The sequence below is a fragment of the Devosia marina genome (assembly GCF_009758415.1).
In the GTDB taxonomy this organism is placed as follows: Bacteria; Pseudomonadota; Alphaproteobacteria; order Rhizobiales; family Devosiaceae; genus Devosia; species Devosia marina.
Genome location: NZ_WQRF01000001.1, coordinates 1,411,683 through 1,438,331 on the forward strand (window position 1 = coordinate 1,411,683; position 26,649 = coordinate 1,438,331).

Sequence of the window (26,649 nt, forward strand, 5' to 3'; positions counted from 1 at the left end):
ACCATGATCGACGACAATCTGCGCGCCAGCCGCAAGACCGCTGACCAGCGCCCGGACCTGCAGCTATCCTTTGAGTTCTTCCCGCCCAAGACCGACGCCATGGAACAGCGTTTCTGGGACAGCATCGGTAAGCTCGCCCCGCTCAGCCCCCGTTTTGTCTCGGTGACCTATGGCGCCGGTGGCTCGACCCGCGAACGCACCCTGCGCATGGTGCGCCGCATCACCACCGATACCGGCGTGCCCGCCGCAGCGCATCTGACCTGCGTCGGCGCCACCCGCGATGAGGTCAATGAAGTGGTGCGCGGCTATGCCGAGGCTGGCGTCAACAAGATCGTGGCCCTGCGCGGCGATCCGCCAGAAGGCGTCGGCCAGCCCTTCACGCCACATCCCGATGGCTATCAGAACGCGGCCGATCTGGTCGCCGGTATTCGCCGCCTGGGCAATTTCGACATTTCGGTCGCCGCCTATCCCGAAAAGCACCCGCAAAGCGCCGATTGGGATGCCGATATCGACAATCTCAAGCGCAAGATCGATGCCGGTGCCGACCGCGCCATCACCCAGATGTTCTTTTCCAACACCGATTTTCTGCGCTATCTCGACCGCGCCCGCAAAGCCGGCATCACCGCCCCCATCGTGCCGGGCATTCAGCCCATCCACTCCTTCAAGCAGATTTCCGGCTTTGCCGCCCGCTGCGGCGCATCCATCCCCGATTGGCTGGCCGAGCGCTTCGAGGGCCTTGAGGAGGATCCGGAAACCCACGCCCTGGTGGCCGCGGCCGTCGCCGCCGAGCAGGTCACCGAGTTGCTCGATGAGGGTGTCACCGAGTTCCACTTCTATACCCTCAACCGCTCCAACCTGGTCCTCGCCCTGGCGCGGCTTTTGGGGCGGCGGACCTAGCGACGGCGGCGTTCAGCCTGCGTTCAGGCGACAGGGTTCAGGCTCGTGGCAAAATGGCTTTTCATATTATGGCCATGAAAAAGGGCGATGTCCCCGCGCTCGGGCGGAGCTTGTTGGAAGACCTTTTCGATGCAGATTGATCGCCGTATCACCAATGGCCTGGCCTGGGCCGGCGCCGTGCTCGTTGTTGCCATCCCCGCGGCCGACGCCGCATTGCGCCAGTTCGGCCCCACGGATACCCCGCAGATCGCCGTGGTCGAGAAGCAGAGCGCGCCTGCGCCCACGCCCCCAGTACAGGCCCCCGAGCCTGCCCTGGCGGCCGAACCCGACCCCATTGAAACCGCCACAACCACCATCAACCCGCCGGTCGCCAAAAGCGATGCCGTGGACAGCTTCCTTCAATCGGGAAAAAAGTTGCCCAGCTATATCAGCGACGGCAGCCCGACCGCGCGCACTCAATCCGAGCACACCCAGACCGCAGCCCTCGCGCCAGCCGAGGAAGAGGTGACCAAGCCTGCGCCCACGCCCGAACCGGAGCCTGTGGCAACTTTACCCACCAAGGTGGTGACCTTCCCGACCCCGGTTTCCCAGCGCCCCGCACCCGTTCCCCGCAGCGCGGTCATCACGCAGCCCCCGCTGGTGATCGACCAGCCAGACTTCTTGGTGACGGCCGAGGACCTGGAAAATTGGGAGAGCGGTCCGCTCTCGGAGTTTCTCGCCCGCCAGCAGGCCCGAGCGGCCCCGGTCCCGTCCGAATACGATCCGGACGGCTTTTTCCTGGACGAGGGCCCGAATTCCAGCGCCAGGGTCAACAGTTTCCCGCGGGCCTATAGCTATGACGACTATGCCTTTGAGTGACCCGCAGACCCACCATGCCGCCACGGCCATGGACCAAACCGGCAAGACGGGGTAATTCTGATGGCCCAGCGGGAAAGGGAAGCCCCGAAAATGCTGTGTTGCGTCCGCAAGGCCGAAGACAATCGTGATGTCTGGCAGAAATTCGCTGCCTTCCTGGGATCTTTTTCCCAGCGCACCGGCGTGGCCGGCCATGTCGCCAATATTCTGGACCCCGATACCTGGCTCCCAGGAGGCAGCGATGCCGCCTTCACACTGGCCCTGATTGCCCTCTCCGCCAAGATGGCCGTGGCTGATGGCGCCGTCACGGCCTCGGAAGTCCGCGCATTCAACGCGACTGTGGAAGTCACCAAGGGCAATGAGCAGCAGGTGGAAAAGCTGTTCAACCTCGCCAAGCAGGATGTGGCCGGCTACGACGCCTATGCCCGCAAGGTCGCGCGGTTCTTTGCCGATACCCCCGACACGCTTGAGCATGTGCTCGACAGCCTGTTCTTCATCGCGACCGCCGACGGTCTGGTGCATGAGGCAGAGCTCGACTATCTGCGCGAAGTCAGCGGAATTTTTGGTTTCGACGACGCACGGTTCGAACAGATTGCCGCTCAGCATGTGATGCTTGAAGAAGGCGTTGATCCCTACACCGTCCTCGGCCTCAGCCACGACGCCCCGCCCGAGGAGGTGCGCCGGGTCTATCGGCTGTTGGTGGCCGAGCATCACCCCGACCGGCTGATCGCCAAGGGCGTGCCCGAGGAGCTGATCGATGTCGCCACCGCGCGCATGTCGGCAATCAACCTGGCCTATCAGGCGATCACGCGGCCCAAGCCGCAGCCGCTGCTGGCTTGACGGCGAGGCGCCACTCCCGCACATAGGCGGCGCCAGTTGACCGGGTGACCGCTGGCGGATGGGTAACTGTCCGCTGGAGGAAAGTCCGGGCTCCATCGAAACACGGTGACGGCCAAAAGCCGCCGGGGGCGACCCCAGGGAAAGTGCCACAGAAAGCAAACCGCCCCAGCATGCCGGGGTAAGGATGAAAGGGTGCGGTAAGAGCGCACCGGGTGCCTGGCGACAGGGACCGCACGGCAAACCCCACCGGGAGCAAGACCAAATAGGGATGACGCGGGCTTCGGCCCAGCCTGTTTCGAGGCCATGTCGTCCGGGTTGGTTGCACGAGCGCGCTGGCAACAGCCGCCTCAGATGAATGGTCACCACGTCGCGGCAACGCGGCCCTACAGAACCCGGCTTACAGGTCAACTGGCGTTGCCTCCCTAGCGCGACTTTCCGTTTCATGACCGTAGTTTAACGCAGCGGCAAGCAACGGATAGCTCGCGGCAATGTTGCCGCAATCTGGGTGATGACAAGTTATCTCCTGTTCTCGACAACAAGGAGCCCCACAATGAACAAGATCCTCTCTGCCTTTATCGCCCTGACCATCATTGCTGGCGTTGCAGCCCCGGCCTTTGCCTGGACCGGCGATACCTGCCCCTTCTCTGACAAATCGATGTGCGTCGTGAAGTCGCTGACCGATACTTCCGACGACTGATTGCCCACGTCTGCGCGTGCAATAGCAATCACGCCATGTCCCCGAGGCCATGCTTCGGGGATAGTGCTTTTTTGACCACTTGATCATGACGGGCGGGGCCGCTACATCGTGCGCCTTTCCGCCCATGGAGCTTGACGTCAGCGCGATGCCTTTGGCCACCCCCTATTATCTGATCGACGAAACCGCGCTGGCCCGGAACCTTGAGCGCGTCGATACGCTGCGTGCCGCATCGGGCGCGAAGTGCCTTTTGGCACTCAAATGCTTTGCGACCTGGTCGACCTTTCCGCAGATCGCGCCGCATATGGATGGCACGACCTCGTCTTCGCTCAACGAGTTGAAGCTGGGCCGGGAAAAGTTCGGCGGGGAAACGCATGCCTATTCTGTCGCCTGGTCGGATGGAGAAATTGATGAAGCCATCGCCAATGCCGACAAGATCATCTTCAACTCGGTAAACCAGGTCGACCGCTTCGGTGAAAGAGCCGCACATCTGCCGGTCGGCTTGCGCGTCAATCCCGGCGTCAGCCATTCCCATTTCGACCTGGCCGATCCGGCCCGCAAGTTCAGCCGGCTCGGCGAGAGCGATCGGGCGAAAGTGGAAGCGGCCATGGATCGGGTGTCCGGTTTCATGCTGCACTGCAATTGCGAGAACGACTCGGTCGAGGCCTTTTCTACCCTGCTCGATCAGATCGAGGACAAGATTGGCGACCTGCTGTTGCGCCTTGAATGGGTGAGCCTGGGCGGCGGCATCCACTTCACCAAGGACGGCTACGATATTGATGGCCTGGCGGCCCGGCTGAAGGCCTTTGCCGAAAAATTCGGGGTCCAGGTCTATCTCGAGCCGGGCGACACGGTGGTGACCGATACCACCACGCTCGAAGTGTCCGTGCTTGATATCATCGAGAATGAAATGTCGGTGGCCATTGTCGACAGCGCAGTGGAAGCCCATATGCTGGACTTGCTTGTTTATCGCGAGAGTGGGGCCGTGGCGCCCAACAAGGGCCCGCATCGCTATCAAATTGCCGGGAAGTCCTGCCTTGCCGGCGATGTTTTCGGCACCTTCGATTTTCCCGATCCACTGGCGGTCGGCGACCGTATTTCCCTTTTGAACGCAGGGGGATATACCATGGTGAAGAAAAACTGGTTCAATGGCGTGGCAATGCCCGCTATAGCCATCCGCAGAAAAAACGGCGCAGTTGAGGTTGTGCAAAGCTTCGATTATGCCGACTATGTCGCCAGCCTGTCATAGTGACAGGCTGATCCCGTAACCCTCGAAAAGGTGTTTCGTGCCAATTGAAAAAGAACCTGTTGATCATCGGCGCCGGAGGTGTCGCGCAAGTCGCTGCCTATAAGGCAGCAATGCACAATGATGTGCTCGGAGACATTCACATTGCCTCCCGCACGGTTTCGAAATGCGAGGCGCTGGTCGCCGGCATTCTCGAGAAAAAGGCGCTCAAGCGCCCGGGTATTCTGGCCGCCCATCAGCTCGACGCCATGGATGTCGAAGCGACCAAGGCCCTGATCCGGCAGACCAAGAGCCAGATCGTTCTCAATGCAGGATCGGCTTTCCTCAATATGAGCGTGCTCAGCGCCTGTATCGACATGGGCGTTGCCTATATCGACACGGCCATTCACGAGGATCCCAAGAAGATCTGCGAGACACCGCCCTGGTACGGCAATTATGAGTGGAAGCGCCGCGAGGACTGCGAGCGCAAGGGCGTGACCGCCATTCTGGGCGCCGGGTTCGACCCCGGCGTGGTCAATGCCTATGCCGCGCTGGCTGCCAATGCCTATTTCGACCGGATCGACAGCATCGACATCATCGATGTCAATGCGGGCAGCCATGGCCGCTATTTTGCGACCAATTTCGACCCCGAGATCAATTTCCGGGAATTCACCGGCACGGTGTGGAGCTGGCAACAGAGCCAGTGGACAGCGAACAAGATGTTCGAGGTTAAGCGCACCGACGATCTGCCGGTGGTGGGCGAGCACACGACCTATCTGACCGGCCATGACGAGATTCATTCGCTGTCGGCCAATCTGGGCGTGCCCGATATCCGCTTCTGGATGGGCTTTGGCGAGCACTACATCAATGTGTTCACGGTGCTGAACAAGCTCGGCTTGCTCTCCGAGCAGCCGGTCACCACCGCCGAGGGCCTTGAAGTGGTGCCGCTCAAGGTGGTCAAGGCCGTCTTGCCCGACCCGATGTCGCTGGCGCCCGATTATTCCGGCAAGACCTTTATCGGCGACCTGATCAAGGGCGAGCGCGATGGGATCGAGACCGAATTGCTGGTCTACAATATCTCGGACCACGAAGACGCCTTTGCCGAAACCAACAGTCAGGCGATTTCCTATACTGCCGGAGTTCCGGCAATTGCCGCGGCGATGCTGATCGCCAAGGGCGAATGGGATTGCCACCGCATGGCCAATATTGAGGAACTGCCTCCCGTGCCGTTCCTGGACCTGTTGGGCCGGATCGGCTTGCCGACCCGCATCCGCGACGAAAAGGGTGATCGCGCATTCGATCCCGCCGAGTTCGGCGAGACCCGACAGACGCGGCCGAAGGTGCGCCAGGCATAAGCTCAAGTTCAAGCGGTCGGGGCGTTGCCCCGGCCGTTTTCGTTTCTGCACGGACTCAAAGAACGTTCCGCGATGCGTGAGGCATGCCAAGGGCCCGGACAGCCATCAGCTTCCGGCTGCGTGGTGAACGTGTTCCGAGGCACGTGCGTCTCGGTAAAACTAAGTAATAGAGACGTCGCCGCCCCAGCCATTCGCGCGTAGCGCTCATGGCCTTCTCACTTCAAATCTCTCCGCCGGAGAGATTTGCCCTGTCGGGACAGATCGAAGCGGGTTTCTCCTGCCGTCGTGGCCCCTATTGATCGCTCGTCGCAAGGTGACCCGACTGGCAGGCGAGCCCTGGAGCGAACCCAGTCTCACCGGCTCCTCCCGCAACTGTTCGCTGCAGTCCGCCCATCGCGGGAGAGATGAAGGGATCATTAGGGAGGTTTTGGGCGCGGGGATAACAATCCGCCTGACCTATTCCACCGTCGCTTTTGCTCCAGCAACCGCCTCCCTCAATATGTGCAGCTCCCTGCAATCCGGTCTAGATTGGCGGCAAGCCAACCGCCCGACGCCCCACATTGGTTTTCAACGAGAAGTCCAAACCGAGATACGGGTCCGCTTCCGCCGTTGTCAGCCAGGCAATCGCTTTTGCGACCCATGCGGCGGGAATGTGTGCGGACCAGTCGAGCTGACTGACCGGATTGATGCCTGAGGCACGGATCTGCTCCTGCATCTGCGTCGCAACTGTTCCCGGGCTGAGGCCGATGACGCGCAGGCCCTTGTCGCGATACTCCTTGTCCGCCACACCGGTCAAAGACAGGACTGCCGCCTTCGTCGCACAGTAGTGGCTCCATCCCGCAAGAGCCGAGGTCGCCGCCCCCGAAGAGATATTGATGATCGTGCCACCGCCTTGGTCTACCATCAACGGAATTGCATAGCGCAGCCCGTAATAGACGCCCTTGAGATTGACGTCGACGATCCTGGACCAATCTTGCGGTTCGCTGTCGGCCAACAGCGCTATTGGATCAATCAACCCTGCATTGTTGACCAGCAGGTCGAGCCTGCCCGATGTACCCTTGGCCTCCGAGATCAGACCCATCACCTGCCCAGGATCAGACACGTCACAGGCGACAGCGTGCGCGGAGGCGCCCTGCGCCCTGAGGGCTAGTGCAATCTCTCCGATGCGGCCCGCGCTTCTGGCAGCCAGAACGACATGTGCCCCCAGTGACGCAAAGTGCATCGCAGCAGCTTCGCCAATGCCGCGACTGGCTCCGGTTATCACGACCACCTTGTCCTTGAAATCCATTCTCTTTCTCCCTTTGAGGACCGGGCTGTCACCACCCAGGTCCGGCTGTCACTCGGCGGCGATTGCCACTGGTGCGGTCCACGCCAGGGCAGGATCCGACATGAAGTCTTCGTTGGGTACACCAGCAAGAGCTGCGCTGTAATTGGCGATCACCTTGGTGGCGATGATGGCAACCACGTCGAGAACATTGGCCTTGGTGAAGCCTGCAGCCAGAAAGACCGGGACGGTCTCACGCGCCTCTCCCCGCGCCGCTGCGACAGTGCGCGTGAATGTCCAGAGTGCAGCCAGCCTGCGGTCCTCCGGCGGCTCACCAGCGCGCAGTCGGGTGATGGTTGCCTCGTCCATGCCGGCCTGCCGAGACAGGAAGGTGTGGCCCATCGTGCAGTAGCCGCAGCGATGGAACACGTTGACGGCCTGATAGGCCACCTGTTGTTCCACAGCGTTCAGCGTCGAATTTGCAAGCTGCTCCCAAAGGGTCTCATAGCCCACCAGCGCACTTGGACTCTCCGCCAGGGTGGCGTGCATTTTGGGCGTAAAGCCCCATGCTGCGGTGACGGTTTCGAGCGTGGCTCTGGACCCTTCGGGAGCAGTTTCCGGGGTGTGCAGTATAAAGTCTGGCATCGATGTCTCCTGTTGCCGCGTTGATCGAGAACAGGGGTATTGCAGTTCCTTGGATGGATAAAGGACGTGACTATCCGCATATTCCTGCATATTCTGCAGGAATGAATTTCGCAGATTTGACACTGATTCAGGACGTTGCGCGTCATGGCAGCTTCGCGGCAGCGGCCCGCCAACGCGACGTGGATCCTTCTTCCATCGGGCGGATCATCGCGGCAATCGAGGAGGAACTTGGCTTCCGTCTCTTTGCGCGAACGACACGGCGGATGGAGGTGACCGAGGCCGGGGCCCTCTACCTTTCCCGTATCGGTCCGCTGTGCGAGGAACTGGAACGGGCAGTCGACGAATGCAGGGCGATGCAGGTCGAACCAAGAGGCACCCTGCGTATCTCGGCGTCTGCGACCTTTGGCCAAAGATTCATCGTGCCCCGCCTGTCAGCATTCAGAGAAGCGTATCCGGCTGTGTCGGTCGAGGGGATTTTTTCCGATAGTACCATCGACTTGGTGTCGGAACGCGTCGACCTTGCCATTCGTCTCGCACCGTCGATCAATGGCGACTATGTCGTAAGCAAGCTCATGGACACGCGCTACAGCGTGGTCGCGGCGCCGGGCTATCTGCGCCAAGCGGCCCCATTGGAAAGACCCGAAGACCTGGCGCTTCACAGGGCCATCCTGTTTCCATACCGGGATTACAGGTCCAGATGGACCTTCCGCGACGCCGATGGGACCGTCACTGAGCAGAATGTCGAAGGCGACCTGATTTTGTCACCAGCAGGCGCCATCCGGGACGCCGCGCTGGCCGGCCTTGGGCCGGCGCTGCTCCCCGATTGGCTGATCTCAAACGATGTCGATAAGGGGGCACTGCAGACATGTATCGCCGGCTGGGATGTTACCGCGACAACCTTCGATACCGCCGCCTGGCTGATTTATCCCAGCCGCAGTTTTCTCCCCGCGAAGGTGCGGGCGATGATTGAGTTTCTCCGCGGCTCAATGGGCCAGGGCGCACATCGAGAGACCCCACAGACGCCAAAGCCATAGAATTGCATCGTCCGGTTCAGGATCCGACGCCCATTCAACAGTGGGAAACCGAGGTAAAACACCCCCGGAAAACTCCCGAGGGTGTCATGAATCTGGAGATGTGAGCCGCCCTGCCCTACGCCGTCTGGCGGTCTTCGCCCATGGCGCGTTTGCGGAAGGAATGGGCGCGCCAGAGTTCGAAGATGTGCTTGGCATCGTCCCGGTCGAGCGCATCGAAGCGGGACAGAACCATTTTCTTGTCGGCGTCGCTGGGCAGATCGCGCCAGGGGAGCGTAGCCACGATGGCCCCGAAGAGGTCGGGCGCCATACCGGTGGCGCGCAGGGCCACGATGACAGCGACATAGTCCTGGCCGGCCAGCCATTTGACGACGATTTCCGGGGCCACCTGCAGCATGACCGCCAAGGCGGCGGCAGCGTGGTGGCCATAGCCGAAGCGGGCGAAGCGGGCCAGCGCACGGTCGTCGAGCTGCTTGCGGTCGGCCAGGCCCTTGACCTGGTTGTAGGCCACCTTCCACTCCTGCGCGTTGAAGCCAGCGCGGTTGCGGATGCGGTTGTAAACGACGGTATTGATCTTGCCGGCAGCGACCGGATCGACCTGGCGGTCGATATTGCCAAGGGTCTGTAGCACCTTGCCAGCGACTTGGTCGATTTCGCCGCGCAGCGACTTCCAGTCGATATCGCTGCGGCCACGCAGATCGGAGGCGATCTCGGCGTCCTCGGTGGCGCGCTTGACCAGCTTTTCCAGCGTCGCACGGTCGAACTCGGCCTTCGGATTGCGCACCAGGCGCACCACAGAGGCGGTCTTGCCATGGTCCACCAGCGCATCGCCGACCCGCTCGGTCAGCATGGACCGGCCAGCAATGGCCACCCGATGGTCTTCGGTCTGTTTGGCAATGATGTCGATAAGATCGTCATCGCTGAGCACATTGGAAAACTCGAGCAGCGGCCGGGCCACTTCGATGACGTCATTGGCCAGCTTGACGATGACCGTGCCGGGCGCCCGCTCGAGCGGGGCTAGCAGCTTGGCCACATGTACCCGCGCCTCGACCTCTACCAGCTCGGCGAGCTGGCACAGCACCTCGTCATATTGGGCAACCTGGTCGTCGTCGCAACGGTCCGAAACATAGCTGAAAAGTTGCGCAGTGGTGCGGAACAGTTGCTCGCGTTCCATCTGATTGTTGTCGCCGTTGAGAACGCGGAAATTCGCGAACGCACGGTGGCTTTCATCGAGCTCTGTCATGGTCGATCTCCCGGCTTCTGCCGCTTGGTTCGGGTCAGACTGACGCCGACATGCTTGTGGGGGCTGAAGGTGGGAGATCGGATTTGATTCAAATTCTATGCAATTGCCGCTTTCCTTTCGTGTGCCAGACTTTTTTGGCAGATGCGCGAGACAAAAAAGCCCCGGGGAAAACCTCCCCGGGGCTGGCGGGATTGACCCTGAAGGGGTTTAGCGCAGGTCGAAGCGATCCGCGTTCATCACCTTGGTCCAGGCGGCGACGAAATCCCGGGTGAACTTGGGCGCCGAGTCGGCCTGACCATAGACTTCGGCGAAGGCGCGGAGCTGGGAGTGCGAGCCGAAGATCAGGTCGACGCGCGTGCCCGTCCATTTCAGCTCGCCGCTCTTGCGGTTCCGCCCCTCATAGACACCTTCTTCATCCGCCTTGGGTGCCCAGACAATGTCCATGGTCAGCAGGTTGCGGAAGAAGTCATTGCTCAGCGTTTCCGGGCGATCGGTGAGAACACCGTGTGCGTTGAGCCCGGTCTTGAGCACGCGCAGGCCACCGAGCAGCACGGTCATTTCCGGACCGGTCAGACCCAGGAGCTGGGCGCGATCGACCATGGCCTCTTCAGGCTGCATGAAGGTGCGCTGGCTGTAGTAGTTGCGGAACGCATCGGCGCGCGGCTCGAGTGCGGCAAACGAGGCCGCATCGGTCTGTTCGTCCGAAGCGTCCATGCGACCCGGAGTGAACGGTACGGTGATGGCCTGGCCACCGGCATGCGCGGCCCGCTCGATGGCGGCACAGCCCGCCAGCACGATCAGATCGGCCAGCGAAATCTTCTTGCCACCGGTAGCCGACGTGTTGAACTCGGCCTGGATGGCTTCGAGCTGGGCCAGGACCTTGGCGAGCTGGGCCGGCTGATTGACTTCCCAGTCCTTCTGCGGGGACAGGCGAATGCGCGCGCCATTGGCGCCGCCGCGCTTGTCCGACTTGCGGAAGGTCGAGGCCGAGGCCCATGCGGTCGAGACCAGCTCGGACACCGACAGGCTCGAAGCCAGCACCTTGGCCTTGAGATCGGCGATGTCGGCGTCATCGACCAGCGCATGATCGACGGGCGGCACGACGTCCTGCCAGATCAGGTCTTCGGCCGGCACTTCCTTGCCCAGATAGCGGGCCTTGGGGCCCATATCGCGGTGGGTCAGTTTAAACCAGGCGCGGGCAAAGGCGTCGGCGAACTGATCTGGATTTTCCAGGAAGCGACGCGAGATCTTTTCGTAGGCCGGATCGAAGCGCAGCGACAGATCGGTGGTCAGCATGGTCGGGCGATGCTTCTTTGAGGCATCGAACGCATCGGGGATGACGGCATCGTCGGTCTTTGCGACCCACTGCTTGGCACCGGCCGGGCTCTCTGTGAGCTCCCATTCATAGCCGAACAGGTTCTCGAAGAAGAAGTTGGACCACTGCACCGGGGTCTGCGTCCAGGTGACTTCCGGACCGCCGGTAATGGCGTCAGCGCCAATGCCAGTGCCGTGCGTGGACTTCCAGCCCAGGCCCTGATCTTCGAGGTCCGCGCCTTCTGGATCGGCACCCACCAGCGACGGATCGCCAGCGCCATGGGTCTTGCCGAAGGTGTGGCCACCGGCGATCAGCGCCACGGTCTCTTCGTCATTCATTGCCATGCGGGCAAAGGTCTCGCGGATGTCGCGCGCCGCCAGCACCGGATCGGGATTGCCGTTAGGGCCCTCGGGATTGACGTAGATCAGACCCATCTGCACGGCAGCCAGGGGCTCTTCGAGCTGACGTTCGCCCGAATAGCGGCTATCGCCCAGCCAAGTGCCTTCCGGGCCCCAATAGAGCTCTTCGGGCTCCCAGACGTCGGCGCGGCCACCGGCGAAACCGAAGGTCTTGAAGCCCATGGATTCGAGCGCGACATTACCGGTCAGGATCATCAGGTCGGCCCAGGAGATGGCGTTGCCATATTTCTGCTTGATCGGCCAGATCAGGCGCCGGGCCTTGTCCAGATTGGCATTGTCCGGCCAGGAATTGAGCGGCGCGAAACGCTGCTGACCCATGCCGGCGCCACCGCGGCCATCGGTGATGCGATAGGTGCCGGCGCTGTGCCAGGCCATGCGGATGAACAGGCCGCCATAGTGCCCGAAATCAGCCGGCCACCAGTCCTGGCTGTCGGTCATCAGGGCACGCAGGTCTGCCTTGACCGCGTCGAGGTCGAGCTTCTTGAATTCTTCGGCATAGTCGAAATCCGGGCCCATCGGATCGGACAGGGGCGAATTGGTATGCAGCACCTGCACATCCAGCGCCTCGGGCCACCAGTCACGATTCTTCGGGCCGCGCCCTGCACCACCGTGCGGGAACGGGCACTTGCCGGCTTCGGGTTTGGGATTGGGATCGGTCATGGCGGGGCCTCCTGAATAGATATGGACGCGTTATAGGGGGGTGAAAACCATTAGGCCAATCGATAATTCTTCCTGATACAATAGGAAAAACTAATCATGTCGATCACCCTCAAACAGATGCGCTATGCGGTCGCCGTAGCCGAGGCCGGTCACTTCGGCCGCGCCGCTGAAGCGTCGTCGGTCACCCAGCCGGCATTGTCCCAGCAAATTCTGGCGCTTGAAAGTCTTTGCGGCACGCCCCTGTTTGATCGGCTCAAGGCGGGGGTACGACCCACCCCGTTTGGGCGGGAATTCGTCACCATGGCGCGCGAAACCCTTAAAAGCGCGGAAGCGCTTGAAGCCTTCGCCATCGGCCGCACCGGCAGGCCGGCCCGTGCCCTGCGTTTCGGACTGATTCCGACGGTAGCACCCTATCTGTTGCCCGAAATCTTTCCGGCTTTGACCAGCAACCTGCCCGACCTCAAATTCACCATCAGCGAGAGCCGCACCGAGGCGCTACTTGATGGTTTGCGCGATGGAAGCCTGGATATCGCGCTGATTGCCACCGAACCGGGCGGGGCCGGGCCGCGCCTCGTGGACACACCGCTGTTCGAGGACAATTTCGTGCTGGCCACGCCCAGCAGCGAAACGACGAAGCTTCCGGTCAGTCTGGCCGCCCTGCCCCCGGAACGCATCTTGCTGCTTGATGAAGGCCACTGTTTTCGTGACCAGACGATTTCGGCCTGCCGGCTGGACACCGAGCGCGGTGCCAAGACCTTTGCGGCGACGTCGCTATCGACCATCGTGGAATTCGTCGCGAATGGTCAGGGCGTGACCCTGCTGCCCCAGATTGCCCTGCGCAAGGAGGCCAGCGACCCACGCATCGCCGTGCATCCGCTGAACGACCCGGCAGCGGGCCGCCAATTGCGGCTGGTCTGGCGCGAGGCAACGCCCTTCGCCGCCACCTTTCAGCAGATCGCCGATGTGATCCGCGGCATGCGTGGCGAAGCGGCAGGCTAAGCGGCCATGCGCCGGCGCTGGCTGTAGCTATCCCAGGAGAACACGATCAGCGACACCCAGATCAGCGCAAAGCTCAGCAGGCGCAGCGTATTGAGTTCCTCACCGAACATCAGGATCGCCAGGAGGAACTGGATCGAGGGCGCCAGATACTGGAACATGCCAATGGTGGTCAGCCGCAGCCGCCGGACGCCATAAGCAAACAGCAGGAGAGGCACGGCCGTTGCTGGTCCGGTGGCGATCAACAGCAGCATCAGGGTGGGATCAGCGTGAACGCCCACACCATTGCGGACGATGTCGAAGATGACATAGCCCATGGCGAGTGGCGCAACCACGAGGGGTTCAGCGAACAGCCCCGTCGCCGGTCCGGTCTGCGCGGTCTTGCGGATGAAACCATAAAAGCCGAACGAGAAGGCTAGGCCCAGGGCAATCAGCGGCGCGCGCCCGATGCCGGCGGCCTGGATCAGGATGGCCACGATGGCGATGGCGATGGTCTGCATGCGGTTTTGCCGCTCGCCCAGAAACACCATGCCGATGGCCACGCTGACCAGTGGATTGATGAAATAGCCGAAGCTGGCCTCGAGCACCTGCCCGGTCTCCACCGCCCAGACATAGAGCAGCCAGTTGCACACCAGCAGCAGCGCCGATACGGCAATGACCCGCATCCGTCGGAAGTCCACCAGGACGGACCGGATTTCCGGGAAACCCGCGGTAGCGGCGAGAACAATTGCCAGCAGGACCAGCGACCATAGGGTCCGCTCGGCGACGATCAGCACGAGCCGGCCTGATCTAGCAGGTGAAACAGGATCGGCAGGAAGCCCCAAAGCAGATAGGCGGACAGAGCGGCAACAACGCCTTTGCGCGTCTCGGTGGCATCGGCCTGCCGCTGCGTGACACTCTCTGCCGCCAGCTCGGGCGCCTGTTCTGGAAGGGTCATGGCAGGACTCCGCACCACGATGCGGGTGCCCGTTCCTGCACCAACCCGAACGCATCATGGCCAATCAGAGTTTGTGATCGCCAACCCTTGCAAAGGTGATGGCTTAGTCCCAACCTTTGTGTGTGTCGGACGTTGGCCTTGAGAAGCGCCGTTATGCTCGCGCGCTTCGGACCCGTCCCTATACGAGGAGCAGCAGATGAAAAAGACAGTGACCTGGATCCTGATCGCCGATGGAACACAGGCCCGCGTGGTTGAACACGCCGGCCCCGGCAAGGGTCTCACGACCGTCAAGGGCCTGGACTGGTCCATTCCGCCGCTTCAGACCCAGGACATCAATGCCGACCGGCCCGGCCGCAGTCATTCCTCGGTTGGCCATGGCCGCAGCGCCATGGAACCCAAGACCGATCCGGCGGACCACCGGGAAGCCGAGTTCGTGCGTTCCGTGGCCCATGTGATGGAAGAAAAGGCCATGTCGGGCGCCTATGATCGGTTGATCATCGCCGCCGCTCCAATTGCGCTGGGCAATCTGCGCAAAGTGCTGTCCGATCATGTCAAGAAAACCGTGCTGGCCGAGCTCGACAAGGATTTGACCAACGTGCCCACTCCACAATTGGACAAGCATCTGGACGGCATCATCGCCGTCTAGGCGGCGAGCAGAGCTTACTACGGTATTTCAGAGGCTTAACACGATTTCCGGAATCAGTCTCGACAGAGCTTGAAGCAGATTGTCAGGGCCGGGAATCAATCTCTGAGATTGTTGAATCTGAACCAGAGCCAAGCGGCGCGACTTCTTGCGTCGCGCCGCTAGTCATCTGTTTCGTCGTCGCTTTCCCCGCGCGAAAAGGCGTCGAGAAATTGCAGCAACACCGAATTGACCAGGCCCGGCTTTTCAATGCTGGGAATGTGCGCCGCCCCTTCCAGGACCACCCCGATGGCGTTGGGCATGGTTTCGGACAGTGTCTCGTGCCGGTCGACCAGAGCGGTAAAATCCTCATCCCCGACAATCAGCAGGGTGGGCGCCGCCACGGACTCGATCCGGTTCCAGGCATCAGGTGAAGGCTCTTCCTGGGTCAATTCCGGCTTTCTGAGAACGGCAGCATTCATATCGAGGAACAGCTCACGCACAGCGCCGCCAACACGGCCACTCTGGCTGCGTGGCCCATCGAGCCACTCATGGGCCTGCACGCGATTGAGCAGATCAATGTCGCCGCGTTCCCAGGCATCTTCCTCGGCCATTTCAATGGCGCTTTCTTCCGCCGTGACGCTCCAGGGTGCACCGTTGATCGATGTGCCCATCAACACCAGCCCAATCACACGGCCGGGATAGGCGAGTGCAAAATCGACCGCCAGCCCGCCACCCATGGAGCATCCCACCAGAATGGCGGCATGGATATCCATTTCCTGGAGCAGGGCCTCGAGATCATCGAGATGGCTGAACGGCTCGTCTTCACTGGTGGTTTCGCCATAGCCGCGCCGGTCATAGGCAATGGCGTGCCAACCCCTGGTAGCGACCGCTTCCATCTGGTCGAGCCACATGCGCTTGTCGCAGACACCGGCATGGAGGAACACGACCGCAAGCCCCTCCCCCTGTTCAAGACCGCTCAGCGTGGCGCCGCCGATCTCGAGAGTGAAAGGCTCGGCGCTCATTGCTCCAGGGCCGCGCAGAATTTCGTGCCGTCCTTGTCGCCCAGCCAACAGCCTGGCTCGCCATCGACAGGCGCAAACCTGCCCAGTTCCTTAGGGTAGCGGCCCGGTTGTGGTTCAGCGGCAATGAGATAGCCCAGGCCCTCGCCATCGGCTTCATGCGCAAACACGAAAGTTTCTCCACTCGGCAGGGCAAAGGTAATGCCACCACCATCGACAGTCACGTCGCAATCAAAAGGATCCAGGCCCGTGATTGAGCATTGCCCCGGCGCAGAAAGTGCCGGAACGGCGAGGGCAAGGCTGACCAGCAGCACCGCCCCCGTCACCAAATTCTTCATACAGTCCCCCAAGAACCGATCTGCAAGGAGCATGGCTCCATTCAGGGCACTCTATTGCAGAAAGCCCAACAAACCCAACGCTTTTCACATGTCAATGGAGGATTGGTAAAGGCCGGCCGGCAAGTTAGACGTCTGCCCCGAGCAGACGATCCAGCGCCTGTTCAATGTCAGTCTGGCTATAGGGCTTGGCGATGACTGCATGATCCTGCCATTCCGGCGGTAGGCCGTCGCGCCCATAGCCGGTGGCAAACAGGATCGGCACCCCGCGCTCGCGCAGGATCTGCGCTGCAGGAAACACCTTGGCTCCGCCGATATTGACGTCCAGAATAGCAACATCAAGGGCTTCGACACTGCTGGCCAGCCGCTCAGCGTCGGGCAATCGCATGGCCTGCGCCGCGATGCTCCAGCCGAGTTGCTCCAGAATATCCTCGAGATTGATCAGAACCAGCGTCTCGTCCTCGACGACGAGTACGCGGCGTCCGGCCCTAGTCAAATCGCGCCTCCTGCTCAGCATAGGCTGTCGCAGGGATCGACAACCGCGCCCGAAGTCCGTTCGGATCATAGTTCAAATCCAGGCCGCCACCCAATTCGCCCGTCACCACCATGCGCAAGAGCCGCGAACCGAAACCCTGCCGCTCCGTCTCGGCCGGCGTTGGACCGTTTCGCTCTATCCATTCGAGCACGAGCTGCCCCTCTCCGTCCCGATGCCAGCTGACAGCCAGATTGCCCTCTGGCACCGAAAGGGCACCGTGCCGGGCCGCATTGGCCGCCATTTCGTGCAGCACCAAAGCCAGCGCCACTGTCGTCTTGGCGTTCACCACCAACGCAGGGCCACCGTAATCGACTTGTTCATCGCCAAAAGCGCTCAGCTCCTGACACACCAGGTGCCCGAGTTCGGCATCATGCCAATGGCGGTCGCTCAGCATGGTGTGGGCCTTGGAGAGCGCCATGATCCGTGCCTCAAGCGACCGCCGCGCTTGGGCGAAATCGCTGGTGCTGCGTAGGGTCTGGCTGGCAATGGACTGCACGGTCGCCAGAGTGTTTTTCACCCGGTGGTTCAACTCATCGATCAGCAGACGCTGCCGGCGGGCGGCCCGCACTGCCTCGGTGCGATCCATGCCCTGCACGAAAACGCCGGTAATATTACCCGCGCCGTCGCGGATCGGATTGTAGGAGAAATCGAGGAAGGTTTCCTTGGCCGGCCGGTGGGGCTCGTTTCCCAGCATGACGCGGGCCCCCTCGGCCGCATGCACATGGCCGTCGGCGTAAACCTTGTCCAATATCTCAATGAAACCCTGCTCGACGACTTCGGGGAGCGCCTGTGCAACGGTTTGCCCGATGACGTCCCGCCCTCCGATCAGCTTGGAGTAGGAATCGGAGGTGAAGGTGAAAACGTGGCTGGGACCTGAGAGCACGGCGAAAAACGCAGGCGCCTGCTGAAACAACCGGCGGAACTCGGCGCTCGAAGCCTCGGTCTCGCGGGTGCGCTCGATCAGGCGTGTGGCCGCCGAAATCGATCCATAGGGCAGCGTTGCCGCCTCACGCATCCGCACCAGCTCGGTGACATCGACCGTGTTCTGCATCACATGCTGCACCGTGCCATCCGGGCCGGTGAGTGGCACGTGCACGGCGGTCCAATAGCGATTGGTGACCGTGCCGTCGGCTTCCGTGATTGGATAATTAATATAGGCCAGAGTGTCCGGCTCGCCGGTTGCCAGAACGCGTTCTAAGGATTGGCGCAGACGAACTCCCGCCTCGTCTTCGTTAGGAAACAGGTCGAAGAGCTTCTGGTCCTTGAGCCTGGAAAATGGCGTTCCCACCACCGCCTCATAGGCCGGATTGGCGGCGACATAGCGAAGATTTTGATCCAGGATCATGAATGGACTGGGCAGCGCCTCGAATATGCGCGCAAAATCCAGCTCAGCCATAGATCGGAAATCCCCCAAGATACGTGCCGGGATCGTCATCCCGATCAAGCGAGTTGAACGCAGTGGCATCCAACTGGTTCCATTGAGAAGAATAGTTTCTCGCTGGCAATGGGATGATGGCACGAAAACGGGGCGCAGCTCTCGCCGCGCCCTTGTTAGTGATTACCGCGTCAGCGGCTTGTAGGTTGCACGCCGTGGATTGACGGCATCGGCGCCGAGGCGACGGACCTTGTCGGCTTCGTAGTCCTGGAAATTGCCCTCGAACCATTCGACATGGCTGTCCCCTTCAAAGGCCAGCATGTGGGTGGCGAGGCGATCAAGGAACATGCGATCGTGGCTGATGATGACGGCGCAACCGGCGAATTCCTCGAGCGCTTCTTCGAGCGCCGCAAGAGTTTCGGTGTCCAAATCGTTGGTCGGTTCGTCGAGCAGCAGCACGTTGGCACCGGATTTGAGCATCTTGGCCAGGTGCACGCGATTGCGCTGCCCGCCCGAGAGATTGCCGACCTTCTGCTGCTGGTCACCGCCCTTGAAGTTGAAGGCAGAAGTATAAGCGCGTGAGTTCATCTCGCGCTTGCCCAGCATCAGGATGTCGTCGCCCTCCGAGATTTCCTCCCAGACCGTCTTGTTGGGATTGAGCGCATCGCGGCTCTGATCGACATAGCCCAGATGCACGTTTTCAGCGACGGTAACGGTGCCGCTATCGGGCTTTTCCTGGCCAGTCAGCATCTTGAACAGGGTGGTCTTGCCCGCGCCATTGGGACCGATAATGCCCACAATGCCGCCAGGCGGCAGCTTGAACGAGAGATCGTCAATCAGCAGCCGGTCACCAAAAGATTTGGAAAGGTTCTCGACCGTGATGACATTCTGCCCGAGCCGCTCGCCGGGGGGAATGATGATCTGTGCGGTCTGGGACTGGGTGCGGGCCTCGTTGAGTTTGACCAGCTCGTCATAGGCCTTGATACGCGCCTTGGACTTGGACTGGCGCGCCTGCGGGGACTGGCCCATCCATTCGCGCTCGCGCTCGAGCACCTTGGCGCGGGCGGCGTCCTCGCTCTTTTCCTGCGCGAAGCGCTTCGCCTTGGCATCGAGATAGGCGGTGTAATTGCCTTCATAGGGCACGCCGCGGCCGCGATCGAGTTCGAGAATCCAGCCCGTGACATTGTCGAGGAAGTAGCGGTCGTGGGTGATGATCAGCACCGCGCCCTCGAACTCGCGCAGGTGCCGTTCAAGCCATGCCGTGGTTTCGGCGTCCAAATGGTTGGTCGGTTCGTCGAGCAGCAGCAGGTCGGGCTTGGACAGGAGCAGTGCGCAAAGCGCCACGCGGCGCTTTTCACCGCCCGAGAGATTGGTAACGTCGGCATCGCCCGGCGGGCAGCCAAGCGCCTCCATGGCCACCTCGACCTGGGATTCGAGATCCCACAGATTCTGTGCGTCGATGACGTCCTGAAGCTGGGTCGCCTCGTCCGCGGTCTCGTCGGAATAGTTCATCATCAACTCGTTGTAGCGGTCGACGATGTCCTTCTTTTCCTTGACGCCCATCATCACATTGCCCAGCACGTTGAGCGCCGGATCAAGCTGCGGCTCCTGGGGGAGATAGCCAACCTTGGCGCCATCGGCAGCCCAAGCTTCGCCCGAAAACTCAGTTTCGATGCCAGCCATGATCTTGAGCAGGGTCGACTTGCCCGAGCCATTGGGGCCGAGAATGCCGATCTTGGCGTCGGGGTAGAAGGAGAGATGGATATTATCCAGCACCTTCTTGCCGCCGGCATAGGCCTTACTCATTCCGTGCATGTGATAGATGAACTGGCGTGCCATGGGCGATGAACCTCTTGAAGGGTGTTCGGGGATTGGCGCCTATGTAGGGCATAGGGCAACGCGGAGCAACGGGGGGCCAGTGGTCACGCAGCCGTCATCTGCGCCCACTAAGCAGGGCCGGCCTTCATACCGCCCAAGAGCCTTGCCATGACCCGCCCGCTACCAACAATTGGCGCCGCCCTGCTCGTCGACGATCTGGAAACGCTTGCGCCCTGGCTGATCGAGGGGCAGCGCGATGTCGAAATCCAGGACTTCATCTCTCCCAGCCGGCTGGACGGCGACTGGAGGGTCCAGGTCGATCGGGCCCGCAGCCTGCTCGATGGCCACACCGGGCGACTGGGCATCCATGGACCGTTCATAGGCTTTTCCATTGCCACGCCCGACCCGGTCATTCGTGAGGCGGTAAAGCTGCGCCTGCGCCAGGGGCTCGACATCGCCGTGGCTCTGGGTGCTACGCAGATGGTCGTCCACAGCCCCTACACCACCTGGAGCTACAACAATCTGGACAAGGATTCCGGCGCCCGCACGCGCATGATCGAATATGGCCATGCCACCATGGGCGATGCGGTCAAGCAAGCAGAAGACCATGGCATTACCCTGGTTATCGAGAATATCGAGGACAAGGACCCGATGGACCGGCTGCACCTGGCCAATAGTTTCAACTCGGACGCGGTTGCCGTCTCCATCGACACCGGCCACGCGCACTATGCCCACGGCACGACCGGCGCGCCCCCGGTTGACTATTTCGTGACGGCAGCCGGTGACCGGCTTTCCCATATCCATATGCAGGATGCCGATGGCTATGCCGACCGCCATTGGCGGCCCGGCATGGGTACGGTCAACTGGCACGCGGTTTTCGCGGCCCTAGCCACGCTGCCCCAATCGCCGCACCTGGTGCTCGAACTGGCCGACAACAGCCAGTTGCGCGCCGGGGCCGACTGGCTGATCGCGCAGGGACTTGCGCGCTAACGGCAAGGGCCGGTGGAACGAATTTACCGCGACGTCGGTTTGTCCTGAAAGCGTCAGGACCTATGCATGGCCAATCTCTGGTACAAGAATGCCATCGTCTATTGCGTCGATGTCAAAAGCTTCATGGACGCCAATGGTGACGGCACCGGCGATTTTGTGGGGCTGGCCGACAGGCTCGATCATCTCGAACGGCTGGGCGTCACCTGTATCTGGCTCAATCCATTCTATCCGTCCCCACGACGGGACAATGGCTACGACATCTCAGACTATTACGGCATAGACCCCGCGCTTGGGACATTGGGGGACTTTGTCGAGTTCATCGAAGCGGCCAAAGATCGGGGCATGCGGGTGATTGTCGACCTCGTCGTCAACCATACCTCCGACGAGCATCCCTGGTTTCAGGCCGCCCGGGCCGACCCGAACTCGCCCTACCGCGACTGGTATGTATGGCGCGACGAGAAACCGGACAATATCACCGACGGCATTGTCTTTCCCGGCGTGCAGAAGGCCATCTGGAGCTATGACCGAACCGCCAAGGCCTGGTACATGCACCGGTTCTACAAGTTCCAGCCGGACCTCAACACGACCAACCCCGCCGTGAGGCAGGAAATTCTCAAGATCATGGGGTTCTGGCTGGCGCTGGGCGTGTCAGGATTTCGCGTTGATGCCGTGCCGTTTCTGATTGAGCCGCGCGGCGTGCTGACGGACAAGCCGGTCGTGGACCCCCACGCCATGCTGACCGAGATTCACGACTTCCTGTCCTGGCGCAAGGCCGAAGCCATTCTGCTGGCCGAGGCCAATATCAGCTACGAAGAAGCGCCCGACTATTTTGCCGCCGGAGACCGCATGACCATGGTTTTCGACTTTGTCGGCAACCAGCAATTGTTCCTCTCCCTCGCGCGCGGGACTGCCGCCCCCCTGCGTCGCTCGCTGGCCGCAAGACCCGAACCTCAGGGCATGGGCCAATGGGCCGTCTTTCTGCGCAACCATGACGAGCTGAACCTGGGAAACCTCACGGAACAGGAGCGCGAGCAATGTTTCTCCGCCTTCGGGCCGGACCCGAACATGCAGATCTATGACCGTGGCCTGAGACGCCGCCTCGCCAGCATGTTCAATGGGGACCAGACGCGTCTGAAGATGGCTTTTTCGCTGTTGCTGGCCCTGCCGGGCACACCCGTTATCTGGTATGGCGACGAGATCGGCATGGGGGAAGACCTGGCCCTGCCCGAACGCGAAGCTGTCCGCACGCCAATGCAATGGTCGCCAAGGCATAATGGCGGGTTCTCGGATGCGCCAAAAGACCGCCTTGTCCGGCCGCTGATAGACAGGGGAAAGTTCAGCTACCATCATGTCAACGCGGCCATGCAGACCCAGCACCGCAACTCGTTCTTCCATGCCATTGCCGATATGGTCTCGGCGCGCCGATCCTCCCCGGAAGTCGGCTGGGGTGGGGTCGAGATCATTGATGTCGGCGACGATGAATTGCTCGTGCTCTCCAGTCGCTGGCGCGGCAACCGGGTCATCACCGCCCATAACTTTGCTGGCGAACCCAAGTCATTTCATCTGGCCGATGAAGGCATCGAAGAGCTCATGCCGATGCTGACCGATTCACCGACCGGACCGATCGAGGGCGATGGCGAAATCGCGCTGTCGCCCTATGGCTATTGCTGGCTGCGCTGCAATGGTGAGCGGCGCTAGCGCGCTCACGCTGCCGATACCTCCACGGGCACGGATTTGAAGGCGGGGGTCTTGCTGCGCGGATCGACCGCCTGCCCCACCAGGACATTGGCTTCCGGATAATAGGCCAGCACCGAGCCCGGAGGCAGATCGAACCGCGTGGCAATGCCACGCATTTCCCCGGCGTCGGACCGGACCATCACCGCCTGCCCCTCGACCAATCCGCGCGCGGCCATGTCGTCTGCATTGAGGAAAATCGACTCTCGCCCTGCCTGGCCGCGATAGCTGTCGGTTTCCTCATAGATGATCGAATTGAACTGCCCCTCGCTGCGCATGCTGGCCAGCATCAGGCGGCCCGGTGCCTGTTCGGGTAGCGGTGTCACCACGAAGTGCGCCTTTCCATCCGCCGTGCCGAACGAGGGCGCATGCAGCACGCGATTGCGAATGTGGAACTCGCGCTTGGCTACATCGATATCCGCCAGTTGTTCCATGCCCGGCACAATGGCAGCGATGGCATCGCGCAGTTTTGCGTGACCGGAAAAAGCTGCAAAATCTATGGGCGATTGCGGCAGCATCCGCTGGCCCAATTGCCCCAGGATCCAGCTTTCCGGGCGCACGGTTTCGATGCGCCGAATGCCGCCATCGGACAGACGCACGAAGTTGAACATGGATTCCTGCGTAGTCGGCTCCCATTCCTCGTCGCGCGCCGTGACCGGCAGGATCATCATCTCCCCCTCGCCCACGCCATGCACATGGCCCTGATTGAGCGTGGTGGTGAGGAACAGCTTGAAGCCGATATTGGCCATAGCGCGTGAGGAAAAGGCGGTGTCCGGTGTCGCGGCCCAGAGATTGCCGCCCATAATGACAGCCGCGTCGATCGCGCCGGCAGCGGCCTTTTGCATGCAGGCCATGGTGTCGAGCCCCTTTTCCTCCGGGAAGGTCACGCCAAAGGCCTCCTGCATGCGATCGAGCACATCGCGCGCCAACACCGGCTTGACGCCGATGGTGCCGATGCCCTGCACATTGGAATGGCCGCGCAGGGGCAGCAGCCCAGCAAAGCGGCGCCCGATCATGCCGCGCAGCAGCGCCAGATTGGCGATGGCCTCCACATTGGCAACGCCATGGACATGGTGGGTCATGCCCATGCCCCAGGCAAAGACGGCGTTCCTTGCGCGGCCATAGGCGGCGGCCACGCGCTCGATTTCGGACCGGGCGAGACCGCAGACTGAAGTGATTGTGTCCCAGCTCAGAGCATCGAGATCGGACTTGAAGCCCGCAAACTCGCCCGTGTGCGATGAGATGAAATCGCGGTCTGCGGTTCCCTGTTCGAGGACGGCCTTGGCCAAGCCCTTGAACAGCGCAATGTCGCTGCCGATGCGCGGCTGCAGATAGTCCGAGGCGATCTCGCTGCCGCCCTTGAGCATGGACAATGGCGATTTCGGCACGGCGAACTTTACCAGCCCCGGCTCCTTGGCCGGATTGAGGACAATGACCTGTCCGCCCCGTTCGCGGCAGTTCTTCAGCATGTGAATGAAGCGGGGATGGTTGGACGAGGGATTGGCGCCAATGACGAAGATAAGGTCGGCACCGGTCAGGTCGTCCAGCTCGATCGTCGCCGTGCCGGTGCCGATGGTCGTCTTCAGGCCCTCACTGGTCGCCTGGTGGCAGTAGTAGGAGCAATTGTTGACATTGTTGGTGCCATAGGCCCGCGCCAGGAGCTGGAACAGGAAGCCCGCCTCGTTGGATGAGCGGCCCGAAGAATAGAAGAAGCTGCGCTGCGGATCGGTCTCGGCCAGCCGATGGGCGGCATGGTCGAGCGCCGCATCCCAATCCAGAGGTTCGAAGCGGCTGGCGCCGGCGCGGCGGAACAGCGGCGTGCCCAGCCGCCCCAGTGATTCCATCTCCTTGCCGCTCAATTCGGCCAGATCGTCAATGGTGTGCTCGAAAACCAGCGCAGGACTGGGCCTGCACCGACTTGTTGCAGACCGAAGGGAATTCGCCCAGCTCATTGGTCATGCCGCCCTGCTGGCCGCCCATGCCATAGGCGCAGGCCTTGCAGGTGTTCCTGGCGGTCAGCGCCTTGGTGGCCTTGCCCACCCCGATCCGGTTGATGGTCGAGAGGGTGTAAAGCACCTTCTTGGGGCCGCCGCCCACGATGTGGCTGGTATCGGTCAAATCATTTCTCCTCGCCCCATTGTTCGCCAGCGGCGGGCATTGGGGCAAGGGAAATGCTTGCGCGATCAGTTCGACATTGTCGAGCGGTGCGCCCAACCGGTCATGCGTTTCTCGATCCAGGCCATCAGCGCATACATGGCGATGCCTTCAACGGCCAGCATCAACAGGCCCGCAAAGACCAGCGGCACGTTGAAGTTGGACTGCGCCGACGCCATCATCTGACCCAGCCCCGAATTGGACGCGACGGTTTCGCTCACCACCGAGCCGACAAAGGCCAGGGTGATCGCCACTTTCAGCGAGCCGAAGAAATAAGGCATGGAACGCGGAATACCGACCTTGAGCATGATGTCGAGCTTCTTGGCGCCGAGCGCTCGCAACACGTCCTCGGTTTCCGGCTCGATGGTGGCAAGGCCTGTTGCCACGTTGACCACGATGGGGAAGAAGGAGATCAGAAAGGCGGTCAGCACTGCGGGTACAGTGCCGATGCCAAACCAGATCACCAGGATCGGCACCAGCGCCACCTTGGGAATGGCGTTGAAACCCACCATGATCGGGTAGAGCCCGGCATAAATGGTCTTGGACCAGCCGATGAACAGGCCAATGCCGAGCCCGGCCACGATGGCGATAAGGAAGCCGAGCACGGTCGTGTAGAGCGTCTGCACCGAATTCTTCCAGATCGGCGACCAATACTGGAAGATGGCTTCGAACACCCGCGTCGGGGTAGGCAGGATGGTATGCGGCAGGCCGGAAATGCGCGCGCCCAGCTCCCAGATGACGAACAGCCCGATGGTGTAAAGCACCGGGGACAGCCGCACCCAGTTGATCTTGAGCGCCGGCTTTGGCGCCGCCGCGACAGGCGTTCTGGTTTCTGTTGAGCTCATGCTGCAGCCCTCGCGGTGGCGATTTCCCCGTGCAGCTTCTGCACCATTTCGTTGAAGGCCGGTTCATAGAGCAGTTCGAGCTGACGCGGCCGCGCAAAAGGCACGACATGCTCGGAGATGATGCGGCCCGGACGTGCGCTCATCACCACGACCTTGTCGGCCAGGAACACGCTCTCGCGCAGATCATGGGTCACCAGCGCAATGGTGACGTCCTGCGTTGCATGCAGGTCGCGGATGACGCACCACAATTCCTCCCGAGTGAAGGCGTCGAGCGCTCCAAAGGGTTCGTCGAGCATCAGCAGTTCGGGTTCATGGATCAGCGCGCGGCAAAGATTTGCCCGCTGCTGCATGCCGCCGGACAATTGCCAGGGAAATTTTTCGCCAAAGCCCTTGAGGCCGACGGTTTCAAGCAGCTTTTCCGCCTTGGCGACATATTCCGCCTTGTGCGCACGCAGCCGGTGGCGATGGCGCTCGACGATCTCGAGCGGCAACAGGATGTTTTCCAGCGTTGTGCGCCAGGGCAGCATGGTGGGGTTCTGGAAGGCCATGCCCACGATCGAAACCGGCTTGGTCACCTGGCTATTGGCCACAACCACCGAGCCCGATTGCGGAATATGCAGCCCCGTAGTCAGCTTCATGAGGGTGGACTTGCCACAGCCCGAGGGGCCGACGACGGCGACGAATTCGCCGCGCTGAATTTTGAGATTGAGCCCACTCACCGCCAGCGTGCCATCCGGCCCGCCATAGCGCATGTCGACATTTTCGATTGAAACCAGGGGCGAGGCCATAGGCATCTCCAGTCAAGGCAGAACAGGACCGCCCCGAAACCATTCCCGTTCCCTC

At 61.6% G+C, this 26,649-nt stretch carries 26 protein-coding genes and 1 other RNA gene; 12 read left to right on the forward strand and 15 right to left on the reverse strand.

Annotated elements, in window-relative coordinates; translation table 11 throughout:
- The first annotated feature begins 3 nt into the window (after positions 1-3).
- The 7 genes from metF to GO014_RS06865 all read left to right on the forward strand — a co-directional run bounded on the left by metF (position 4) and on the right by GO014_RS06865 (position 5,866).
- Positions 4-897, forward strand: coding sequence for a methylenetetrahydrofolate reductase [NAD(P)H] (metF, locus tag GO014_RS06835; RefSeq protein WP_157289597.1), 894 nt, complete (start codon positions 4-6; stop codon positions 895-897).
- A gap of 129 nt (positions 898-1,026) precedes the next feature.
- On the forward strand, positions 1,027-1,755 hold the full coding sequence (locus tag GO014_RS06840) for a hypothetical protein (protein ID WP_157289598.1): 729 nt from the start codon (positions 1,027-1,029) through the stop codon (positions 1,753-1,755).
- Positions 1,756-1,815: 60 nt separating this feature from the next.
- Positions 1,816-2,592 carry a J domain-containing protein gene (locus GO014_RS06845; RefSeq protein ID WP_246204394.1) on the forward strand — a complete coding sequence of 259 codons (777 nt, stop codon included), beginning with the start codon at positions 1,816-1,818 and terminating at the stop codon, positions 2,590-2,592.
- A gap of 32 nt (positions 2,593-2,624) precedes the next feature.
- Positions 2,625-3,008: RNase P RNA component class A (gene rnpB, locus GO014_RS06850), an RNA gene on the forward strand.
- 134 nt (positions 3,009-3,142) lie between these two features.
- A complete protein-coding gene (locus GO014_RS06855) occupies positions 3,143-3,289 on the forward strand; it encodes a hypothetical protein (RefSeq protein ID WP_157289599.1) in 147 nt (48 codons plus the stop codon).
- A gap of 145 nt (positions 3,290-3,434) precedes the next feature.
- Positions 3,435-4,535, forward strand: a complete 1,101-nt coding sequence (locus tag GO014_RS06860) for a carboxynorspermidine decarboxylase (RefSeq protein ID WP_157289600.1) — start codon at positions 3,435-3,437, stop codon at positions 4,533-4,535.
- Positions 4,536-4,579: 44 nt separating this feature from the next.
- Complete coding sequence (locus GO014_RS06865; protein ID WP_157289601.1) at positions 4,580-5,866, forward strand: saccharopine dehydrogenase family protein; 1,287 nt, start codon at positions 4,580-4,582, stop codon at positions 5,864-5,866.
- Positions 5,867-6,389: 523 nt separating this feature from the next.
- On the opposite strand, the gene GO014_RS06870 is transcribed toward GO014_RS06865, so the two are convergent.
- Together GO014_RS06870 and GO014_RS06875 are read right to left on the reverse strand one after the other, a co-directional pair.
- On the reverse strand, positions 6,390-7,154 hold the full coding sequence (locus tag GO014_RS06870) for an SDR family oxidoreductase (protein WP_157289602.1): 765 nt from the start codon (positions 7,152-7,154) through the stop codon (positions 6,390-6,392).
- A 48-nt stretch (positions 7,155-7,202) separates the two neighbouring features.
- Positions 7,203-7,775: a carboxymuconolactone decarboxylase family protein gene (locus GO014_RS06875; RefSeq protein ID WP_157289603.1), complete on the reverse strand. Its 573-nt coding sequence runs from the start codon at positions 7,773-7,775 to the stop codon at positions 7,203-7,205.
- A 53-nt stretch (positions 7,776-7,828) separates the two neighbouring features.
- Here GO014_RS06875 and GO014_RS06880 point away from each other — a divergent pair, with 53 nt between their 5' ends.
- Complete coding sequence (locus GO014_RS06880; protein ID WP_210252412.1) at positions 7,829-8,809, forward strand: LysR family transcriptional regulator; 981 nt, start codon at positions 7,829-7,831, stop codon at positions 8,807-8,809.
- Positions 8,810-8,924: 115 nt separating this feature from the next.
- Here the strand turns inward: GO014_RS06880 and GO014_RS06885 are convergent, their stop codons facing one another.
- Positions 8,925-10,049, reverse strand: coding sequence for a DUF2336 domain-containing protein (locus tag GO014_RS06885; RefSeq protein WP_157289604.1), 1,125 nt, complete (start codon positions 10,047-10,049; stop codon positions 8,925-8,927).
- A gap of 207 nt (positions 10,050-10,256) precedes the next feature.
- Complete coding sequence (gene katG / locus GO014_RS06890) at positions 10,257-12,443, reverse strand: catalase/peroxidase HPI (protein ID WP_157289605.1); 2,187 nt, start codon at positions 12,441-12,443, stop codon at positions 10,257-10,259.
- A gap of 96 nt (positions 12,444-12,539) precedes the next feature.
- Here katG and GO014_RS06895 point away from each other — a divergent pair, with 96 nt between their 5' ends.
- Complete coding sequence (locus GO014_RS06895) at positions 12,540-13,442, forward strand: hydrogen peroxide-inducible genes activator (RefSeq protein WP_157289606.1); 903 nt, start codon at positions 12,540-12,542, stop codon at positions 13,440-13,442.
- On the opposite strand, the gene rarD is transcribed toward GO014_RS06895, so the two are convergent.
- Together rarD and GO014_RS06905 are read right to left on the reverse strand one after the other, a co-directional pair.
- Positions 13,439-14,215 carry an EamA family transporter RarD gene (rarD, locus tag GO014_RS06900; RefSeq protein ID WP_157289607.1) on the reverse strand — a complete coding sequence of 259 codons (777 nt, stop codon included), beginning with the start codon at positions 14,213-14,215 and terminating at the stop codon, positions 13,439-13,441. The two genes, GO014_RS06895 and rarD, sit on opposite strands and share 4 nt — an antisense overlap.
- A complete protein-coding gene (locus GO014_RS06905) occupies positions 14,209-14,376 on the reverse strand; it encodes a hypothetical protein (protein ID WP_157289608.1) in 168 nt (55 codons plus the stop codon). Before GO014_RS06905 ends, rarD begins: the two co-directional genes overlap by 7 nt.
- Positions 14,377-14,572: 196 nt before the next feature.
- Between GO014_RS06905 and GO014_RS06910 the strand changes: the two genes are divergently transcribed.
- A complete protein-coding gene (locus tag GO014_RS06910; RefSeq protein WP_157289609.1) occupies positions 14,573-15,022 on the forward strand; it encodes a host attachment protein in 450 nt (149 codons plus the stop codon).
- Between the two features lie 158 nt (positions 15,023-15,180).
- On the opposite strand, the gene GO014_RS06915 is transcribed toward GO014_RS06910, so the two are convergent.
- The 5 genes from GO014_RS06915 to ettA form a co-directional block, all read right to left on the reverse strand.
- Entirely contained in the window at positions 15,181-16,023 is an 843-nt protein-coding gene (locus GO014_RS06915; RefSeq protein WP_157289610.1) for an alpha/beta fold hydrolase, read from the reverse strand.
- Positions 16,020-16,358, reverse strand: coding sequence for a hypothetical protein (locus tag GO014_RS06920; protein ID WP_157289611.1), 339 nt, complete (start codon positions 16,356-16,358; stop codon positions 16,020-16,022). Before GO014_RS06920 ends, GO014_RS06915 begins: the two co-directional genes overlap by 4 nt.
- A gap of 124 nt (positions 16,359-16,482) precedes the next feature.
- Complete coding sequence (locus tag GO014_RS06925) at positions 16,483-16,851, reverse strand: response regulator (RefSeq protein ID WP_246204397.1); 369 nt, start codon at positions 16,849-16,851, stop codon at positions 16,483-16,485.
- Entirely contained in the window at positions 16,844-18,286 is a 1,443-nt protein-coding gene (locus tag GO014_RS06930) for a sensor histidine kinase (RefSeq protein ID WP_179952930.1), read from the reverse strand. Before GO014_RS06930 ends, GO014_RS06925 begins: the two co-directional genes overlap by 8 nt.
- Positions 18,287-18,448: 162 nt before the next feature.
- Positions 18,449-20,104 carry an energy-dependent translational throttle protein EttA gene (gene ettA, locus GO014_RS06935; protein ID WP_157289613.1) on the reverse strand — a complete coding sequence of 552 codons (1,656 nt, stop codon included), beginning with the start codon at positions 20,102-20,104 and terminating at the stop codon, positions 18,449-18,451.
- Positions 20,105-20,251: 147 nt separating this feature from the next.
- On the opposite strand from ettA, the gene GO014_RS06940 reads away from it, so the two are divergent.
- Complete coding sequence (locus tag GO014_RS06940; protein ID WP_157289614.1) at positions 20,252-21,073, forward strand: sugar phosphate isomerase/epimerase family protein; 822 nt, start codon at positions 20,252-20,254, stop codon at positions 21,071-21,073.
- A gap of 66 nt (positions 21,074-21,139) precedes the next feature.
- A complete protein-coding gene (locus tag GO014_RS06945; RefSeq protein WP_157289615.1) occupies positions 21,140-22,771 on the forward strand; it encodes an alpha-amylase family protein in 1,632 nt (543 codons plus the stop codon).
- A 5-nt stretch (positions 22,772-22,776) separates the two neighbouring features.
- On the opposite strand, the gene GO014_RS06950 is transcribed toward GO014_RS06945, so the two are convergent.
- From GO014_RS06950 to GO014_RS06960, 4 genes are all read right to left on the reverse strand, one after another.
- Entirely contained in the window at positions 22,777-24,759 is a 1,983-nt protein-coding gene (locus tag GO014_RS06950) for an FdhF/YdeP family oxidoreductase (protein WP_210252413.1), read from the reverse strand.
- Positions 24,680-24,925: a hypothetical protein gene (locus GO014_RS18990; protein ID WP_210252414.1), complete on the reverse strand. Its 246-nt coding sequence runs from the start codon at positions 24,923-24,925 to the stop codon at positions 24,680-24,682. The genes GO014_RS06950 and GO014_RS18990 overlap by 80 nt, the downstream gene beginning before the upstream one ends.
- A gap of 65 nt (positions 24,926-24,990) precedes the next feature.
- Positions 24,991-25,806 carry an ABC transporter permease gene (locus GO014_RS06955; protein WP_116588242.1) on the reverse strand — a complete coding sequence of 272 codons (816 nt, stop codon included), beginning with the start codon at positions 25,804-25,806 and terminating at the stop codon, positions 24,991-24,993.
- Positions 25,803-26,594, reverse strand: coding sequence for an ABC transporter ATP-binding protein (locus GO014_RS06960; RefSeq protein WP_246204399.1), 792 nt, complete (start codon positions 26,592-26,594; stop codon positions 25,803-25,805). Before GO014_RS06960 ends, GO014_RS06955 begins: the two co-directional genes overlap by 4 nt.
- Positions 26,595-26,649 lie beyond the last annotated feature (55 nt).

Bases quoted from the DNA above. Each gene is read 5' to 3' on its own strand.
- metF (WP_157289597.1), top strand. From the start codon at position 4: ATGATCGACGACAATCTGCGCGCCAGCCGCAAGACCGCTGACCAGCGC.
- GO014_RS06840 (WP_157289598.1), top strand. From the start codon at position 1,027: ATGCAGATTGATCGCCGTATCACCAATGGCCTGGCCTGGGCCGGCGCC.
- GO014_RS06845 (WP_246204394.1), top strand. From the start codon at position 1,816: ATGGCCCAGCGGGAAAGGGAAGCCCCGAAAATGCTGTGTTGCGTCCGC.
- GO014_RS06855 (WP_157289599.1), top strand. From the start codon at position 3,143: ATGAACAAGATCCTCTCTGCCTTTATCGCCCTGACCATCATTGCTGGC.
- GO014_RS06860 (WP_157289600.1), top strand. From the start codon at position 3,435: ATGCCTTTGGCCACCCCCTATTATCTGATCGACGAAACCGCGCTGGCC.
- GO014_RS06870 (WP_157289602.1), bottom strand. From the start codon at position 7,154: ATGGATTTCAAGGACAAGGTGGTCGTGATAACCGGAGCCAGTCGCGGC.
- GO014_RS06875 (WP_157289603.1), bottom strand. From the start codon at position 7,775: ATGCCAGACTTTATACTGCACACCCCGGAAACTGCTCCCGAAGGGTCC.
- GO014_RS06880 (WP_210252412.1), top strand. From the start codon at position 7,829: ATGGATAAAGGACGTGACTATCCGCATATTCCTGCATATTCTGCAGGA.
- GO014_RS06885 (WP_157289604.1), bottom strand. From the start codon at position 10,049: ATGACAGAGCTCGATGAAAGCCACCGTGCGTTCGCGAATTTCCGCGTT.
- katG (WP_157289605.1), bottom strand. From the start codon at position 12,443: ATGACCGATCCCAATCCCAAACCCGAAGCCGGCAAGTGCCCGTTCCCG.
- GO014_RS06895 (WP_157289606.1), top strand. From the start codon at position 12,540: ATGTCGATCACCCTCAAACAGATGCGCTATGCGGTCGCCGTAGCCGAG.
- GO014_RS06905 (WP_157289608.1), bottom strand. From the start codon at position 14,376: ATGACCCTTCCAGAACAGGCGCCCGAGCTGGCGGCAGAGAGTGTCACG.
- GO014_RS06910 (WP_157289609.1), top strand. From the start codon at position 14,573: ATGAAAAAGACAGTGACCTGGATCCTGATCGCCGATGGAACACAGGCC.
- GO014_RS06915 (WP_157289610.1), bottom strand. From the start codon at position 16,023: ATGAGCGCCGAGCCTTTCACTCTCGAGATCGGCGGCGCCACGCTGAGC.
- GO014_RS06920 (WP_157289611.1), bottom strand. From the start codon at position 16,358: ATGAAGAATTTGGTGACGGGGGCGGTGCTGCTGGTCAGCCTTGCCCTC.
- GO014_RS06930 (WP_179952930.1), bottom strand. From the start codon at position 18,286: ATGGCTGAGCTGGATTTTGCGCGCATATTCGAGGCGCTGCCCAGTCCA.
- ettA (WP_157289613.1), bottom strand. From the start codon at position 20,104: ATGGCACGCCAGTTCATCTATCACATGCACGGAATGAGTAAGGCCTAT.
- GO014_RS06940 (WP_157289614.1), top strand. From the start codon at position 20,252: ATGACCCGCCCGCTACCAACAATTGGCGCCGCCCTGCTCGTCGACGAT.
- GO014_RS06945 (WP_157289615.1), top strand. From the start codon at position 21,140: ATGGCCAATCTCTGGTACAAGAATGCCATCGTCTATTGCGTCGATGTC.
- GO014_RS06950 (WP_210252413.1), bottom strand. From the start codon at position 24,759: ATGAGCTGGGCGAATTCCCTTCGGTCTGCAACAAGTCGGTGCAGGCCC.
- GO014_RS06955 (WP_116588242.1), bottom strand. From the start codon at position 25,806: ATGAGCTCAACAGAAACCAGAACGCCTGTCGCGGCGGCGCCAAAGCCG.
- GO014_RS06960 (WP_246204399.1), bottom strand. From the start codon at position 26,594: ATGGCCTCGCCCCTGGTTTCAATCGAAAATGTCGACATGCGCTATGGC.